Annotated in this window: 10 protein-coding genes; 8 read left to right on the top strand and 2 right to left on the bottom strand. The window is 69.9% G+C overall.

All coding sequences use genetic code 11. The annotated features are described in order from the left end of the window. Positions 1–172 precede the first annotated feature (172 nt). Complete coding sequence (locus ACO6VK_RS20030; RefSeq protein WP_422510234.1) at positions 173–934, bottom strand: TatD family hydrolase; 762 nt, start codon at positions 932–934, stop codon at positions 173–175. Continuing rightward, complete coding sequence (locus ACO6VK_RS20025) at positions 931–1155, bottom strand: DUF6116 family protein (RefSeq protein WP_422510232.1); 225 nt, start codon at positions 1153–1155, stop codon at positions 931–933. The genes ACO6VK_RS20030 and ACO6VK_RS20025 overlap by 4 nt, the downstream gene beginning before the upstream one ends. A gap of 160 nt (positions 1156–1315) precedes the next feature. Between ACO6VK_RS20025 and ACO6VK_RS20020 the strand changes: the two genes are divergently transcribed. From ACO6VK_RS20020 to ACO6VK_RS19985, 8 genes are all read left to right on the top strand, one after another. Next, positions 1316–2146, top strand: coding sequence for a glycine zipper 2TM domain-containing protein (locus ACO6VK_RS20020; protein WP_422510230.1), 831 nt, complete (start codon positions 1316–1318; stop codon positions 2144–2146). Between the two features lie 123 nt (positions 2147–2269). After that, the gene (locus tag ACO6VK_RS20015; RefSeq protein ID WP_422510228.1) at positions 2270–2815 is read left to right on the top strand and encodes a GNAT family N-acetyltransferase; all 546 of its coding nucleotides are present in this window, start codon (positions 2270–2272) and stop codon (positions 2813–2815) included. 95 nt (positions 2816–2910) lie between these two features. Continuing rightward, on the top strand, positions 2911–3570 hold the full coding sequence (locus tag ACO6VK_RS20010; RefSeq protein ID WP_422510226.1) for a glutathione S-transferase family protein: 660 nt from the start codon (positions 2911–2913) through the stop codon (positions 3568–3570). Positions 3571–3615: 45 nt separating this feature from the next. Next, a complete protein-coding gene (locus tag ACO6VK_RS20005) occupies positions 3616–5898 on the top strand; it encodes a thiamine pyrophosphate-dependent enzyme (RefSeq protein WP_422510224.1) in 2283 nt (760 codons plus the stop codon). A 3-nt stretch (positions 5899–5901) separates the two neighbouring features. After that, a complete protein-coding gene (asnB, locus tag ACO6VK_RS20000) occupies positions 5902–7845 on the top strand; it encodes an asparagine synthase (glutamine-hydrolyzing) (RefSeq protein ID WP_422510222.1) in 1944 nt (647 codons plus the stop codon). Positions 7846–7935: 90 nt separating this feature from the next. After that, positions 7936–8496 (top strand): NADPH-dependent FMN reductase, encoded by a 561-nt coding sequence (locus ACO6VK_RS19995; RefSeq protein ID WP_422510220.1) that lies wholly within the window; start codon positions 7936–7938, stop codon positions 8494–8496. Positions 8497–8702: 206 nt separating this feature from the next. Then, positions 8703–10127, top strand: coding sequence for a replicative DNA helicase (locus ACO6VK_RS19990; protein WP_017357569.1), 1425 nt, complete (start codon positions 8703–8705; stop codon positions 10125–10127). A 215-nt stretch (positions 10128–10342) separates the two neighbouring features. Beyond that, positions 10343–15988 carry a fibronectin type III domain-containing protein gene (locus ACO6VK_RS19985; RefSeq protein WP_422510217.1) on the top strand — a complete coding sequence of 1882 codons (5646 nt, stop codon included), beginning with the start codon at positions 10343–10345 and terminating at the stop codon, positions 15986–15988. The last annotated feature ends 77 nt before the right edge of the window (positions 15989–16065 follow it).

The raw sequence follows: 16065 nt of genomic DNA, 5'->3' as shown, positions 1-16065 counted from the left end.
CTCTCCCTGGCGGAAGGAGCGCCGGCCTCTCCCGGGTTGGACGCGCGCGCGGTGCGCGGGTGTGCGGGGTATTTCGGGTTCGCGCCAAAGGCAGCCGGGCAGAGCCCGGCTCTACGGGCTGACGTGTTGGTGGTTTGGGTTCGCGCCTATGGCAGCCGGGCAGAGCCCGGCTCTACAGGGCGAACAGGCGGCGTGCGTTTGCCGTGGTCTGCGCGGCGATGTCTTCTGCTGGCTGACCGCGCAGCCGCGCCACCGTCTCCAGGATCACCGGCAGCCGCGCCGGTTCGTTGCGCTGGCCGCGGATGCCGGCGTCGGGCTGGTCGGGGGCGTCGGTTTCCAGCAGCAGCTGTTCCAGTGGCATCTGCGCCACGAGGCGCTGCAGGCGCTGGGCCCGTTCGTAGGTGAGCGGGCCGCCGAGGCCCAGCAGGAAGCCCTGCGCGTGCAGCTGCGCGGCCTGCTCGGGGCTGCCGGGAAAGCTGTGCACCACACCACGCAGACCGCCCACCTGTTTGATCGCGGCGATCACCGCGTCCACCGCACGGCGCGCATGCACGATCACCGGCAGGTCGAATTCGCGCGCCAGGCGCAGCTGGCCGAGGAAATAGAACTGCTGCTGTTCCACATCCAGCCCCTCCACGAAGAAGTCCAGGCCGCACTCGCCCACCGCGCACGGCCGCTCGCGTGCAATCCACGTGCGCAGGTCATCGAGGTGCTCGGGCCGGTGCTGATCGAGGAACATCGGGTGCAGGCCATAGGCCGGATGCAGGCCATCGGCGAGCCGGCAGGTCTCGCGCAGCGCCGGCCAGCTGGCGGCGGTGACTGCCGGCACCACCTGCGTGCGCACGCCCACGGCGCGCGCGCGTTCAATCACCTGCAGTCGATCCTCGTCGAACTCGCCCGCGTCCAGATGGCAGTGGCTGTCGACCAGGTTCACGCGCGGCGCTTGGCCGGCAGCGACGGCGGCGTCCTGTTGCCGCGTGTTTTCCAGTTGGCCAGCAGCAGCGTACCCAGCCCCAGCAGGATCTCATCGACGAAGGGCACAGGATCGGGAATGAACAAGGTCAGCGCGAACAGACCCGCGGTGAGCTTGAACAGGGTGGGGTAGCGCAGGCGGCGCGCCCATTCGAGCACGGGCAGCAGCAGGGGATTGGCCATGACGCACTCCTCGACAGATGGTGTAAACGCTATCACGGGCCTTGCTGCGACAGAACCTGAATGGGGTAACGCGGTGTGCAGGGACTGTGGAGATTCCGTTCAGGCGCGCCATGCTGGAATTCGCTCAAGAACGTTGCGGATCGTCCGCAAGGAGCCGGTTATGAAAAGTACTACCACCACTGCCCTGGTCGCCGCTGGCGCGCTGCTCGTTGGCGGCATCGCCACCGCTGCTTTCATGAAGAGCGGCAGCTCCTCGCCGGACGCCACGACCGCCGCGCAGAGCCGGCCCACCCTGGACACCACCCCGCTCACCGATGACGGCGCACGCACCGACGCCGTGGCCCTGGAAGACAAGGCCGGCAAGCTGGAATACGCCGACGTGGTCAAGGTCGATCCGCTGACCCGCAAGGAGAAAGCCTACGCCACCGTGATCGGCACCGAGCCGGTGCGCGAGACGTCGACCACGCAGACCCCGCACGAGGTCTGCCAGGACGTGGTGGTGCAGGAACGCCTGCCCGAGCGCGACGGCAACGTCGGCGGCACCGTGGCCGGTGCGGTGATCGGTGGCCTGCTGGGCAACCAGGTCGGTGGCGGCAACGGCAAGAAGGCAGCGACCGCCGCCGGTGCGGTGGCCGGCGGCATGATCGGCAACCAGGTGGACAAGCGCCACGTCGGTGGCCGCGTGGTCAACCGCACCGAGCGCCAGTGCCACACCGAAACGGCTACCTCCGAGTCGACCCGCGTCACCGGCTACAACGTGACCTACCGCAATGAGGACGGCACCACCGGCACCATGCGCATGGCCAGCAAGCCGGGCAACCGCATCGCGATGGGCACCAGCAAAGCGGTCACCGGTTACAACGTGACCTACCGCTACGACGGCGTCGAAAAGACCGTGAAGATGGACAACAAGCCCAGCAGCGATCGCCTGCCGGTGATCGATGGGCAGCTGGTCACCCAGACCGCGTCGCTGGATGCCAACCGGCAGTAACGGCCACCTCTCCCCCCGATGCATCGACGACACGCCGGCCCCGCGCCGGCGTGTCGCGTTTCGGGGCCTGCCGTGCGGCCCACGTTCTGCGATCATGACCGGCGTCGCCAACGGGACCGCCGCATGAGCATTGTCGATCTTGCCCTGGAAACCGACCGCCTGATCCTGCGCCCGCCGCGTGTGGAGGACTTCGATGCCTTCCTGCGCTTCTGCAGCGACCCGGAGGTGATGCAGCACCTCGGCGGCGTGATGCCGCCGTCGCAGGCCTGGCGCAGCTTCAGCTGCCTGGTGGGCAGTTGGCACCTGTATGGCTTCTCGATGTTCTCGGTGATCGAGAAGGCAACCGGCGCGTGGGTCGGGCGGATGGGGCCGTGGCAGCCGCTGGACTGGCCCGGCACCGAAGTGGGCTGGAGCATCCGTCGCGAGAGCTGGGGCAAGGGATACGCGCCCGAGGCAGCGGTGGCCAGCATCGACTGGGCGTTCGACACCCTGGGCTGGGAGGAGGTGATCCACACCATCGAGCCGTCCAACCTCAATTCCCAGGCCGTGGCGCGCAAGCTCGGCAGCACGCTGCTGCGCATGGGCGAACTGCCGCCGCCGCACGCAGGTGTCCCGATGGAAATCTGGGGCCAGTCGCGCGCGCAATGGCGGCAGCGCCGCCAGGCGTGAGCAGGATGCTGCACCCGCGCTTGGCAAGCCCGCCTGCTTGCGGCCAGACTCGCGGCTGCGGGTAGACCGCCCGCAACTGATCCGAGAGGGTGGCAATGACGTCGGTGCGGGCTCCGTTGACGGTGTATGGCATGTCCGTGTCGGGCAACTGCCACAAGGTGCGCATGCTGCTGGAACACCTCGGCAGCCGCTACGAGTGGGTGGAAGTGGACAGCGCGAACGGGCAGACCCACACGCCCGGGTTCCTGGCCCTGAACCCCAACGCCAAAGTGCCGCTGGTGCAGCGCGACGACGGCCGGGTGCTGCCCGAGTCCAATGCCATCCTGTTCTGGCTGGCCGAGGGCACGCCGTACCTGTCCACCGACGGCTGGGAGCGCGCGCAGACGCTGCGCTGGATGTTCTTCGAGCAGTACAGCCACGAGCCGTGCGTGGCCGTGGCCCGCTTCATCCGCGGCTGGACCGCCATCGATTCCCCGCGCCGCGCCGAGCTGCCGCAGCTGCACGCACGTGCCGCACAGGCGCTGGCGGTCATGGAAGAGCACCTGGCACAGGCCGAGTGGTTCAGCGGCCGCCGCTACGGCATCGCCGACATCGCGCTGTTCGCCTATACCGATGTCGCCGCCGATGGTGGCGTGACGCTGGTGCCATATCCGGCCGTGCTGGCCTGGCTGCTGCGCGTGCGCGCGCAGCCTGGTTTCGTGCCGATGCCGCCGGTGTCGCCGCAGGTGCAGGCGTTGCTCCTACAGCCGGTCTGACCGGCACGTTTGATCGTTTCCGCAGCACCTCACGGAGGGTGATGGATGTTTGCCGTGGTTCCCGATCCGATTCCCGCACGCATGAAAGGCCTCAACCGGGCCGAGATCTGCGATACCAACTTCATCGAGTTCGTGCAGCAGTGGCGCGGCCCGGCCGTGCCACGGCCCGACCCCGGCGCGCCGATCCTGCCCGGCAGCACGCTGGACGCCCAGGGCTTCGGTGAGCTGCTCGAGTCCCAGCTGATCAGCCGCCACCTGGACCTGATGGCGCGCGTGCTGCGCGTGCAGAACAAGGTCTTCTACACGATCGGCTCGGCCGGGCACGAGGGCAATGCGCTGGTGGCGCGCCTGGCCCGGCATACCGATCCGGCGTTCCTGCATTACCGCTCCGGCGGCTTCATGGCCGAACGGTTCCGCAAGCTGCCGGGGATGGACCCGGTGATGGATGCGGCGCTGTCCTTCGCGGCCAGCCGCGACGATCCGGCCAGCGGCGGCCGTCACAAGGTGTGGGGCAGCAAGCCGCTGTGGGTGCTGCCGCAGACCTCCACCATCGCCTCGCACCTGCCCAAGGCGCTGGGCACGGCGATGGCGATCGAGAGCGGGCGGCGCATCGGCCATCGCCTGCCGATTCCCGACGACAGCGTGGTGATCTGCTCGTTCGGCGACGCATCGGCCAACCACGCCTCCGCCCAGACCGCGTTCAACACCGCGGCGTGGGCCGCGCACCAGCGGCTGCCGGCGCCCATCCTGTTCGTCTGCGAGGACAACGGCATCGGCATCTCGGTGAAGACCCCGGAGGGCTGGATCGCCGCGAGCTTCGGCCACCGACCGGGCCTGGACTACTTCTTCGCCGATGGCCTGGACCTGGCCAACGGGCATGACGCAGTCCAGCGCGCGCTGGCGCATTGCCGGCAGACGCGGCGGCCGACCTTCCTGCACCTGCGCACCACGCGGTTGATGGGCCATGCCGGCACCGATTTCGAAATCGAATGGCGGCCGCTGCCGGAACTGTGCGCGGCCGAAGCGGCCGACCCGCTGCTGCGCTCGGCGCAGATCGCGCTGGCCTCGGGCTGGATGACCCCGGACGCGTTGCTGGCGGCGTACGAGGCCGTGCGGCAACGCTGCTTCGCGGCCGCAGACGAGGCCGATCGCCGGCCGAAATTGTCGGCACTGGACGACATCATCGCGCCGCTGGCGCCGTACTCGCCTGCCGCTGTGCGGGCGGAAGCCGAGCGCCTGCCGGCCCCGGCGGCGCGCGAGGCGGCCCACGGCGGTGCGGCGCAGCTGCCCGAACACCTGCCACCGCGCCACCTGGCGATCCAGATCAACCAGGCGCTGCACGAGCTGATGGCCAAGTATCCCTCGACCCTGCTGTTCGGCGAGGACGTGGCCCAGAAGGGTGGCGTGTACACCGTCAGCAAGGGGCTGCTCAAGGCATTCGGCCCACGCAGGGTGTTCAACACGCTGCTGGACGAAACCATGATCCTGGGCATGGCCCAGGGCCTGGCCAACCTGGGCATGCTGCCGATCCCGGAGATCCAGTACCTGGCCTATCTGCACAACGCGATCGACCAGCTGCGCGGCGAGGCGTGCTCGCTGCAGTTCTTCTCCAACGACCAGTACCGCAACCCGATGCTGGTGCGCGTGGCCGGGCTCGGCTACCAGAAAGGCTTCGGCGGCCACTTCCACAACGACAACTCGATCACCGCGCTGCGCGACATTCCCGGCCTGGTGGTGGGGTGCCCCTCGCGGGGCGACGATGCGGTGCAGATGCTGCGCACCCTGGCTGCACTCGGCCAGGTGGACGGCCGCGTGGCGGTGTTCCTCGAGCCGATCGCGCTGTACATGACCAAGGACCTGCATGCGCCGGGCGATGGTCAATGGCTGTTCGACTACCCGGCCCCTGGGCAGCCGGCGATGCTGCCCGGGGAGGGCCGCGTGTACGCGCCGGAGGCCAACGACCTGGTGATCTTCACCTTCGGCAATGGCGTGCCGATGAGCCTGCGCGCCGCGCGCGACATCGAGGCGGCGCTGGGCTGGCAGGTGCGCGTGGTCGACCTGCGCTGGCTGGTGCCGCTCAATGCGGGCTTCATCGCCGAGCAGGGCGCCACCGCCCAGCGCGTCCTGGTGGTGGACGAGGGCCGCCACAGCGCCGGGGTGGGGGAGGGCATCATCACCGCGCTGGTCGAGGCCGGGCTGGGCCACCTGCCGCTGCAGCGGGTCTGCGGTGCCGACACCTATACGCCATTGGCGGGGGCAGCAATCTCGGTGCTTCCAAGCGACAATGCGGTCCTGAGCGCCGCACGGGTGTTGGCGCAGGATCTCTGACGCATGTGTGGATTGGCAGGAATGCTGCTGCCCGCTCCCGGGCTGGAGCAGGCAACACTGGAACACCGGGCGCGCGCGATGGGCGATGCGATGGTCCATCGCGGGCCGGACGACAGTGGCGTCTGGGCCGATGCGGCCGCGGGCATCGCACTGGCCCACCGCCGGCTGAGCATCCTGGACCTGTCGCCGCTGGGCCATCAGCCGATGGCCTCGGCCGACGGCCGCTACGTGCTGGCCTACAACGGCGAGGTCTACAACTTCGCCTCGCTGCGTGCCGACCTGGAGGCGCTGGGCCACGGCTTCCGCGGGCACTCGGACACCGAGGTGCTGCTGGCCGCGATCAGCCAGTGGGGGCTGGACGACACCCTGCAGCGGAGCAATGGCATGTTCGCCATCGCCCTGTGGGACCGTACCGAGCAGTGCCTGTGGCTGGCCCGCGACCGGGTCGGCAAGAAGCCGCTGTACTACGGCTGGGCCGGCAACGCGCTGGTGTTCGGCTCGGAGCTGAAGGCGCTCTGGCAACACCCGGACTTCGACAACGGCGTGGACCGCGACGCGCTGACCCTGCTGCTGCGCCTGGACTACATCCCGGCCCCGCACTGCATCCACGAGCGCTGCTTCAAGCTGCTGCCCGGGCGGGTGCTGCGGCTGGATGCGCAGGCGGTCGCCGCAGGCGCCGCCGCGCATCGCCCGGACCAGATGCAGCAGCCGTTCTGGAATGCGCGCGAGCGCATGCAGCAGGCGCTCGCGGCGCCGTTCGTCGGCAGCGATGACGAGGCCGAGGAACGGCTGGATGCGATCCTGCGCGATGCGGTGGCGCTGCGCATGGTGGCCGACGTGCCGGTGGGCGTGTTCCTGTCCGGCGGCACCGATTCGTCCGTGGTTGCCGCGCTGATGCAGGCGCAGTCGCCCACACCGATCCACAGTTTCAGCATCGGCTTCGAGGGATCGCACCACGACGAGGCGCCGCTCGCCAAGGCGCTGGCCACCCACCTGCAGTGCGACCACACCGAGCTGTACGTCAGTGGTGCCGATGCGCTGGCGGTGGTGCCGACGCTCCCGGCGATGTTCGACGAGCCGTTCGCCGATGCCTCGCAGGTGCCCACCGCGCTGGTGGCACGGCTGGCCCGTGGCAAGGTCACGGTGGCGCTGTCCGGCGACGGGGGCGACGAGCTGTTCTTCGGCTACGGCCGCTACCAGCGCGCGCTGCGCAACTGGACGATGCTGGGCCGGGTGCCGGCGCCGCTGCGACGCTGGATGGCCGCACGCGCGCGCGGGCAGGGCGAGGCCTCGCGTACCGGCGGGCTTGCCGCGCTGCTGGCCGAAGCCGGCGCGCGTGGCATTGGTGATGTGTACCGCAACCGCATCACGCGCTGGCGCGATCCGGTGGCCGCGGTGCCGGGCGCCACGGCCGCCGGCAGCTTCTATGACCTGGCCGACCCGCTGCACGGTGCCGGCTCGCCGGCCGACGCGATGATGCTGGCCGATTTCAGCACCTACCTGCCCGATGACCTGCTGTGCAAGGTGGACCGCACCAGCATGGCGGTGAGCCTGGAGGCGCGTGCGCCGCTGCTGGACTGGCGGGTGGCCGAGTTCGCCTGGTCGTTGCCGATGGCGCTCAAGCACCGCGATGGGGTCAGCAAGTACCTGCTCAAGCGCGTGCTGGGCCGCTATGTGCCACAGGACATGGTGCACCGGCCCAAGCGCGGGTTCGGCGCACCGGTCAGCGAGTGGCTCAAGGGCGACCTGCGCGGCTGGGCGGACGAACTGCTCGACCCGGCGCGGCTGGCCGCCGAAGGCGTGTTCGACGTGGCGGCGGTGGCGCCGCTGTGGCAGCAGTTCCAGCAGGGCGAACGCAAATGGCATACGCACCTGTGGAACGTGCTGATGTTCCAGGCCTGGCAGGCGCATTGGCAGCAGGTCCGGGCGGACGTCACGCGCGGCTGATAGGCCGCTGCGCTGCACCCGGTGTCGCCTTCACCGCTCGCGAAGGCGACGCCGCCTAGGCTGGGCATTCCCACGACTGGAGATGCCTTCATGCCTGAATTCAAGATCGCCGTGCTGGTGGGCAGCCTGCGCAAGGGCTCGCACAACCAGGCGCTGGCCCACGCGCTGGAGAAGCTCGCGGCCGGCAAGGCCCGCTTCGACTACGTACAGATCGGCGATCTGCCGCTGTACAACCAGGATTTCGACAGCGACTATCCGGCGCAGGGCGTGCGCCTGAAGCAGCAGATCCGCCAGGCCGACGCGGTGCTGTTCGTCACACCCGAATACAACCGCTCGGTGCCGGGCGTGCTCAAGAACGCCATCGACCTGGGCTCGCGGCCCTACGGCGACAGCGCCTTCGCCGGCAAGCCGGCCGCGGTCATCGGCGCCTCGGTCGGGGTGATCGGCACGGCCCTGGCCCAGCAGCACCTGCGCAACATCCTGGCCTACCTGGACATGCCCGTGCTGGGTCAGCCGGAAGCCTTCCTGCACTTCAAGGAGGGCCTGATCGACGCACAGGGCACGATCACCAACGCGGGCACGCAGACATTCCTGCAGGGCTTCGTCGACCGGTTCCTGGCCTGGATCGATACGCACGGCGGTCAGCATTGAGTCGGGTGCATCTGCGATAATGTCCCTCGACGGGTGCCGCAACGGCGCCCGTCGCCTCCACTGCGACGGCCCCGGCCGATGCTGCCGGCCACCGCCGATGTGCCCCCAGGTCATCCACCGCTTATCCACAGGGTTGTGCATGGCTGCGGCAGTCGCTGCGTGCCTACCATGTCCAACGCCACATACCCCGCAGGAAGTACGCCCCCATGTCCGCCCGTTCTGGCTTCCGTTCCGACCGCAAAGACCGCGGTGACCGCTTCGACCGCGACGAGATGCGCATTGATGCATTGCGCGTTCCGCCGCATTCGATCGAGGCCGAACAGGCGGTGCTGGGCGGCTTGATGCTGGCGCCGGAAAGCTACGACCGGGTCAACGACCAGTTGACCGAAACCGACTTCTACCGCCGCGATCACCAGATGATCTACCGGGCGATCCGCGAGCTGTCCGAGCGCGATCGGCCGTTCGATGCGGTCACCCTGGGCGAGTGGTTCGAGTCGCAGGGCAAGATGGAGCTGGTCGGCGACGGCGCGTACCTGATCGAACTGGCCAGCACCACGCCCTCGGCGGCCAACATCGCCGCCTATGCCGAGATCGTGCGCGACAAGGCGGTGCTGCGGCAGCTGATCCAGGTCGGTACCGACATCGTCAACGACGGTTTCCAGCCGGAAGGCCGCGAGAGCAGCGAACTGCTGTCGGCGGCGGAAAAGTCCGTGTTCGCGATCGCCGAACAGGGCGCGCGTGGCCGTACCGATTTCGTGGCGATGCCCGGCGCGCTGAAGGATGCCTTCGAGGAACTGCGCAACCGCTTCGAGAACGGCGGCAACATCACCGGCCTGCCGACCGGCTACGCCGACTTCGATGCGATGACCGCCGGCCTGCAGCCGACCGACCTGATCATCCTGGCCGCACGTCCGGCAATGGGCAAGACCACCTTCGCGCTGAACATCGCCGAGTACGCCGCAATCAAGTCCAAGAAGGGCGTGGCGGTGTTCTCGATGGAAATGTCGGCCTCGCAGCTGGCGATGCGTCTGATTTCCTCCAACGGCCGCATCAACGCCCAGCGTCTGCGTACCGGCCAGCTCGAGGACGAGGACTGGAGCCGCGTCACCGGCGCGATCCGGATGCTGAAGGAAACCAAGATCTTCATCGATGACACGCCGGGCGTGTCGCCGGAGATCCTGCGTTCCAAGTGCCGCCGCCTCAAGCGCGAGCACGATCTGGGCCTGATCGTGATCGACTACCTGCAGCTGATGAGCGTGCCGGGCAACAGCGAGAACCGCGCAACCGAAATCTCGGAGATCTCGCGGTCGCTGAAGGGCCTGGCCAAGGAACTGAATGTGCCGGTGATCGCACTGTCCCAGCTCAACCGCTCGCTGGAAACGCGTACCGACAAGCGCCCGGTGATGGCCGATCTTCGCGAATCCGGCGCTATCGAGCAGGACGCGGACATGATTGTCTTCATCTACCGCGACGACTACTACAACAAGGAAAACTCGCCGGACAAGGGGCTGGCCGAGATCATCATCGGCAAGCACCGTGGTGGTCCCACCGGCTCGTGCAAGCTCAAGTTCTTCGGCGAATACACCCGGTTCGACAACCTGTCGCACGACTCGGTCGGCTCCTTCGAGTAATCCGCAGTAGCGGTCGCTATTTGCGACCGTCTTCACAATTCTTTACAGTTCCGGTCCAACCGACCGTTATCGGGTCGGTATCAGGGGGAGCTTCCCGATCGCGCCAGCCGTCACCACGGTCGCCGTCGGGGGCTGTGTGATCAGGATCATCACCGCGACCGTCCGGCCGACAAGGTCAGGACGAGATGCGCTGAACGGATGCGGGAAGAGTGCGGATGCCGGTTTCAGGGAAGGGAAGGCTGGCGCGCGCGCTGGCGTGGGTGAGCGTGGGGATGCTGCAGCTGATCGCCGGCATTGGTCTGGCCAGTGCCGAGTCGGCGGGCTGCACCACAGTCAACGGCCTGAACGGCCGAATCCCGATGACGAGCAACCAGATGCCGACGCGGTTCCTGCCGGGCGACACGCTCACGGTAACGTTCCGGGACAACGGACGTGGCCCGCGCAACGACTCATCGGGCTCCGACGCGGTGATCCTGGGCGGCCAAGGGGCGATCCCGCAGGCGTACGACTACCGGACCTCCGGCGGTACTACCGGTCCGCATTCGATCACCCTGCCGGCGAACTTCCTGACCAGCAACGGGCTGTTCGTCAACGTCATCACCAGCAATGGCTTCATCGACGGGGTGAACCTGCAGTGCACCAGTTCGACGGCCCCGCCGTTGACGGCACCGTCGCTTCCGCTGCCGGCCATGACGGTCGGCAACAGCATCGACCTGACCCTCATCGCCAGCGGTGGCACCCCGCCCTATGCGTTCACCGTCACGGGCGGGCGCCTGCCCACCGGTCTCCTGCTGTCCTCGAGCGGACGCCTGACGGGCGCGCCCAGCGAGTCCGGCACGTACAACGCCACCGTTACCGTGACCGACGCCGCCAACGCCACCACGTGGGTCAGCTACAGCGGCACCGTGAGGGCGGGGATACCGGACGCTCCCACCGCAGTGGTCGCCACCGGTGGCGATGGCGAAGCCAGCGTTTCGTTCCAGGCGCCGTCCGGCACGGGCGGGGCGCCGATCAGCCGGTACGTGGTGACGGCCAGCAGCGGGGTACAGGCGACCGGAACTGGCTCGCCGATCCGCGTCCCCGGGCTGGCCAACGGCGTGCCGGTGCAGTTCCGCGTGCGTGCCGAGAACGGCGCCCAGGTGGGCCCGGAGTCGGACCCGAGCAACACGCTCATTCCGCAGGCCAGCCAGACGATCTCCTTCACGGGCGTCAGCGGGCAGGATGTGGGCATGCTGGTGCCGTTGACTGCCACGGCCAGCAGCGGCCTGCCGGTGCAGTACACCAGCTACACGCCTCTGGTGTGCGCGATCGAAGGAGGCAACAGCGTCAGGCTGCTGACCACCGGCTACTGCAATCTCATGGCCGATCAGCCGGGCACCGCCAGCATCGCCCGGGCTCCGTCGGTGCTGCTTTCCTTCTTCGTGGTGCCCGCTACGGCGTCGGCACCGACCATGCGCCGCGCCGAACGGGTCGGTGCGACCGGGGCGGATGTGTACTTCGATGCGCCTGCCTCCACCGGCGGCTCGCCCATCACCACTTACGAGGTCATCACCCTGCCGGGGGCGGCCGTGGTGACCGGCGCTGCCAGCCCGGTGCGGGTCGCCGGCCTGCAGCCCGGGAGTACCTACACCTTCCTGGTGCGTGCGCGCACCGCCAGTGGGCCGGGCGCGCTGTCGCTGGCGTCCAACCCGGTGACCCTGCCGGGCGTGCCGCGCATGACGGCCGTGCAGGTGCCGGCTGCCGGCCACTACGCGGCCGGCGACACGCTGGCGTTCCAGCTGGTCTTCGATCAGCCGGTGCTGGTCACCGGCACGCCGCAGCTGATGCTGGTGATCGGCAGCGAGCGCGTGGCGGCGCAGTATGACGCCGGTTCGGGCGGCACCACGCTTGGTTTCCGTTACACCGTACTGCCCGGCCAGCGTGATCTGGACGGTATCGGGATCGAATCGCTCGGATTGAACGGGGGCACCCTGCGCAACGCCGACGGCATCAGTGCCGTGCTGAGCCTGGCCGGTGTCGGGTCCACCGCCGGCATCACCGTCGGCACGGTGGCCCCCGATGCGCCGACCATCACCGGCGTCAGTGCCGACGACGGTACCGCGACCGTGACCTTCGATCCGCCGCTGCAGAACGGTGGCGGCACGGTGCTGGGCTACACGATCACCGTGCAGCCCGGTGGCCTGCAGGTCCCGGTGGCGCAATCGCCGGCGGTGCTGACCGACCTGCGCAACGGAACGGCGTACCGCTTCACCGTCGCGGCGCGCAACACGGCGGGTACGGGCGCGGCCTCGGCACTGTCGGCACCGGTGGTGCCGATGGGCGAGCAGCAGATCCAGTTCGCCGATCCGGGTCCACAGGACCTGGGCACGACGCCACGGCTGACCGCCACCGCCAGCAGCCTGCTGCCGGTGCAGTGGGCGACCACCACGCCGGCGGTGTGCAGTGTCGCGGCCGATGGCACGCTGACCCTGCTGACGGCCGGCAGCTGCGGCATCGATGCCGACCAGCCCGGCGACGCCGCCACCCGTGCGGCCGCACGCGTCTCGCACCGCTTCGCGGTACGGGCCGTGGTGCCGGGCGCGGCGGCGATCGTGCAGGTGGTGCTGGTGTCCAGCGACACCGCCGAGGTCAATTTCGTGGCGCCGGCCTTCGACGGTGGCAGCCCGATCACCGGGTACCTGCTGCAGGCACTGCCAGGCGGCCAGAGTGTGCGCGGCGCGGGCAGTCCGCTGCGCATCGGCGGCCTCCCGACCGGTATCGCACAGCGCTTCACCGTCACCGCGATCAACAGCGTGGGCAGCGGCGCGGCCTCGGCACCGTCGGACGCGCTGACCGTGCTGAACGCCCCGCGCGTGCTGCGGGTGACGCCGCCGGCGGCCGGCCGCTATCTGGCTGGGCAGGTGCTGGAATTCCAGGTCGGCTTCGATCAGGCGCTGCAGGTTGGCGCACCGCCGGTGCTGCAGCTGCGCATCGGCGCGCACCAGCGCGAGGCGCTGCTGCTCGCCCAGGCGGCCGACGCACAGGGCACGGTGCTGCGGTTCGGTTACACCGTCCAGGCCGACGACCTGGATGAGGATGGAATCGCAGTGGAGACACTGCAGGCGGCAGCCGGCAGCCTGCGCAACGCCCAGGGCACCGCCGCGGCGACGGCGCTGCAGGGTGTGGGCAGCACCGTCGCGGTGCTGGTCGGCGTCGAACTGCCGGGTGCGCCGATGGATGTGCGCGGCGTGGCGGCCGATGGGCAGGTGCAGGTGCACTTCGTTGCGCCGGCCCGCGCCGGCAGCGGCGCCATCCTCGACTACACGGTCAGCGCGCAACCGGGCGGCATCACCGCCACCGGCAGCGGCTCGCCGATCACAGTGACCGGCCTGGCCAACGGCACCGCCTACCGCTTCACCGTGGTTGCACGCAGCGAGCACGGGCAGGGCACCGCCTCGGCCGCCTCGGCCGCGGTCACCCCGCTGCCGGTGCTGGGCGCGGCGGACAGCCGCATCGGCATCGCCTACGGCGCGGCCGCCACCGTGCTGCCGCTGACGTTGCAGGGCACGGCCACCCGTGTCGACATTGTCCGCGCGCCGCAGCACGGCACCGTGGAGGTGCAGGGCGCCACGCTGCGCTACACCCCGCACGCCGGTTACGCCGGTACCGACAGCGTGGAGTACACCGCCAGCGATGCCTTCAGCACGTCCGCACCCGCAACAGTGACCATCACCGTTGCCGCGCCGAGCGTGGCGATCGACGACATCGCGCCGGGCGCGGCGACTGCCGGCAGCGCGTTCACGCTGGCGTTGACCAGCCGTGGCGGCAGAGCGCCCTACCGGTACGCGCTGGTGGGCGGTGCAGTGCCGTCCGGCATGGCGCTGACCCCGGCCGGCCAGCTCACCGGTACGCCGGTGGTCGCCGGCCGCTTCACCGTCGAGGTGGAGGTCACCGACAGCAGCACCGGCGACGGTCCGTTCCAGGCCCGCCGCAGCGTGGTGCTGGTGGTGGACGCGCCGCAGATCCTCCCGGGCGATACCGCACCGCCGGAGGTCGTCCTGGGGCAGGCCGTGAGCACGCGCCTGCCGGTGCGTGGCGGCGTCGCCCCCTATGCGTTCCGGCTGCTGTCCGGCGCGCTGCCGCCGGGTGTGCGGTTGACGGCCGATGGCCTGCTTGAAGGCACCGCCACCCAGGCCGGCACGTTCGACGTGCAGGTCGAGGTCCGCGATGCGCATGGCTTTACCGCCGCGCTGGACTACCGCTTCGCGGTGGCGCAGGCCACGCAGGCGATCAGCGCGTTCGTCGCCGATCCGGGCAGCCCCGTGTTCAGTGCGGGCGGCAGTTTCCTGCTGAGCGCGCAGGGCGGCGCCTCCGGGCAGCCGGTCGTGTTCGCCAGCACTACGCCAGCGGTGTGCAGCCTCGACGGCGCGCGGGTGCTCATGCTGTCGGCGGGTCGTTGCAGCCTGACGGCCGACCAGGCCGGCGATGGCAATCACCACGCCGCCACGCAGCAGCGCCTCGACGTGGACATTGCCGCGGCGGTGCCGGTACTCGCCTGGCAGCCGGACATGGCGCGTGTGCTGGAGCAGGGCAGCTTCGATCTGCCGCTGCCGACCAGCGCCAGCCCCGGTGCGTTCACCTTCCACAGCAGCGCGCCGGCGGTGGCCAGCATCGAGGGCCGCACGGTCCACGTGCATGCCGAAGGCACCACGGTGATCACTGCGCAGCAGGCCGCCAGCGGCGGGTACGCCGCAGCCCGCGTGGAACTGCGGCTGTCGGTCAATGTGCGTCCCGACCCGACCCGCGACCCGGGCGTGACCGGGCTGCTGCAGGCACAGGTGGATGCCAGCGTCCGCTTCGCCAACGCACAGCAGGGCAACATCCGCGATCGTCTGCGCCAGGTGCGCGACGGCGGCAATGCCGCCAGCAACACGCTGTCGCTCTCCAGCGGCGGTGGCGGCCCCACGGCCACGTCGCTGCCGCTGGGCAGCGCACTCGGCACCGGCGCGGCGTGGCTGCCGGCCGGCTGGGGCAGCTGGGCCTCGGGCACGGCGACCTATGGGCGCGCAGGTGCAACCGCAGGCGCCCGCTACGACCTGCGCAGCGATGGGCTGAGCGTCGGCGTGGACCGTCGCCTGGGCGAGCATGCGCTGCTCGGCGTGGCCGGCAGCGTGGGCCGCAACGACAGCGACCAGGACGACGACCGCACCCGCCTGCGCGCCGACCAGCGTTCGCTGGCGCTGTACGGGCTGTGGCGTGGCAACGCGCATCTGTATGTGGACGCGATGATCGCCACCGGCAACCTGCAGTTCGATCTGCAGCGCTGGAGCACCGATGCCGACGCGCTGGCGCAGGCGCGGCGCGATGGCACGCAGTGGTTCGGTTCGTTCGGCCTGGGCTACGAACAGGTGGTGGCCACCACGCGCCTGACCGGCTACGCACGCTGGGATGCCAGCCGTACCACCCTGGACGCGTATCGCGAACACGGGCTGGGCGTGCTGGATCTCGCCTACGGGCGCCAGATCGTCGACAACCGCACGCTGGCCCTCGGCCTGGAGGGCAGCGCGCAGGCGTCGGCGGAGACGCGGCTGCGTCCGTTCTGGAGCATCGAGTACCGCCGTGCACTGCAGGACCGCGGGATGGCGTCGCTGAACTACGCGACGTGGTCGCGGCCGCAGGACTATCAGGTGGCACTGCGCAGCTACAACGATGATGTGCTGTCGCTGCAGGCCGGTGTGGACGTGGCGATCCAGCGCGGCTGGATCCTGTCGCTGCTGCTGGGCCATGAGCAGGCGCGCGGTGCGGATCGTGCCAGCAGCATCGGCCTGCGCCTGACCTCGGGCGGGCAGGGCGGCACGGTGGCGTCGCCACCGGTCCCGTAACCGGGCGGGGGGGGGGGGGGGGGGGGGGGGGGGAAAAAAAAACACCCCCCCCGAAGCATCTACATCTGGGGGGGGGG

Origin of the sequence: Stenotrophomonas sp. GZD-301, from assembly GCF_049310345.1 — a bacterium.
GTDB lineage: Bacteria > Pseudomonadota > Gammaproteobacteria > Xanthomonadales > Xanthomonadaceae > Stenotrophomonas.
The sequence above is the reverse complement of the archived record's forward strand: the minus strand, read 5'-3'. Positions and strand labels throughout refer to the sequence as shown.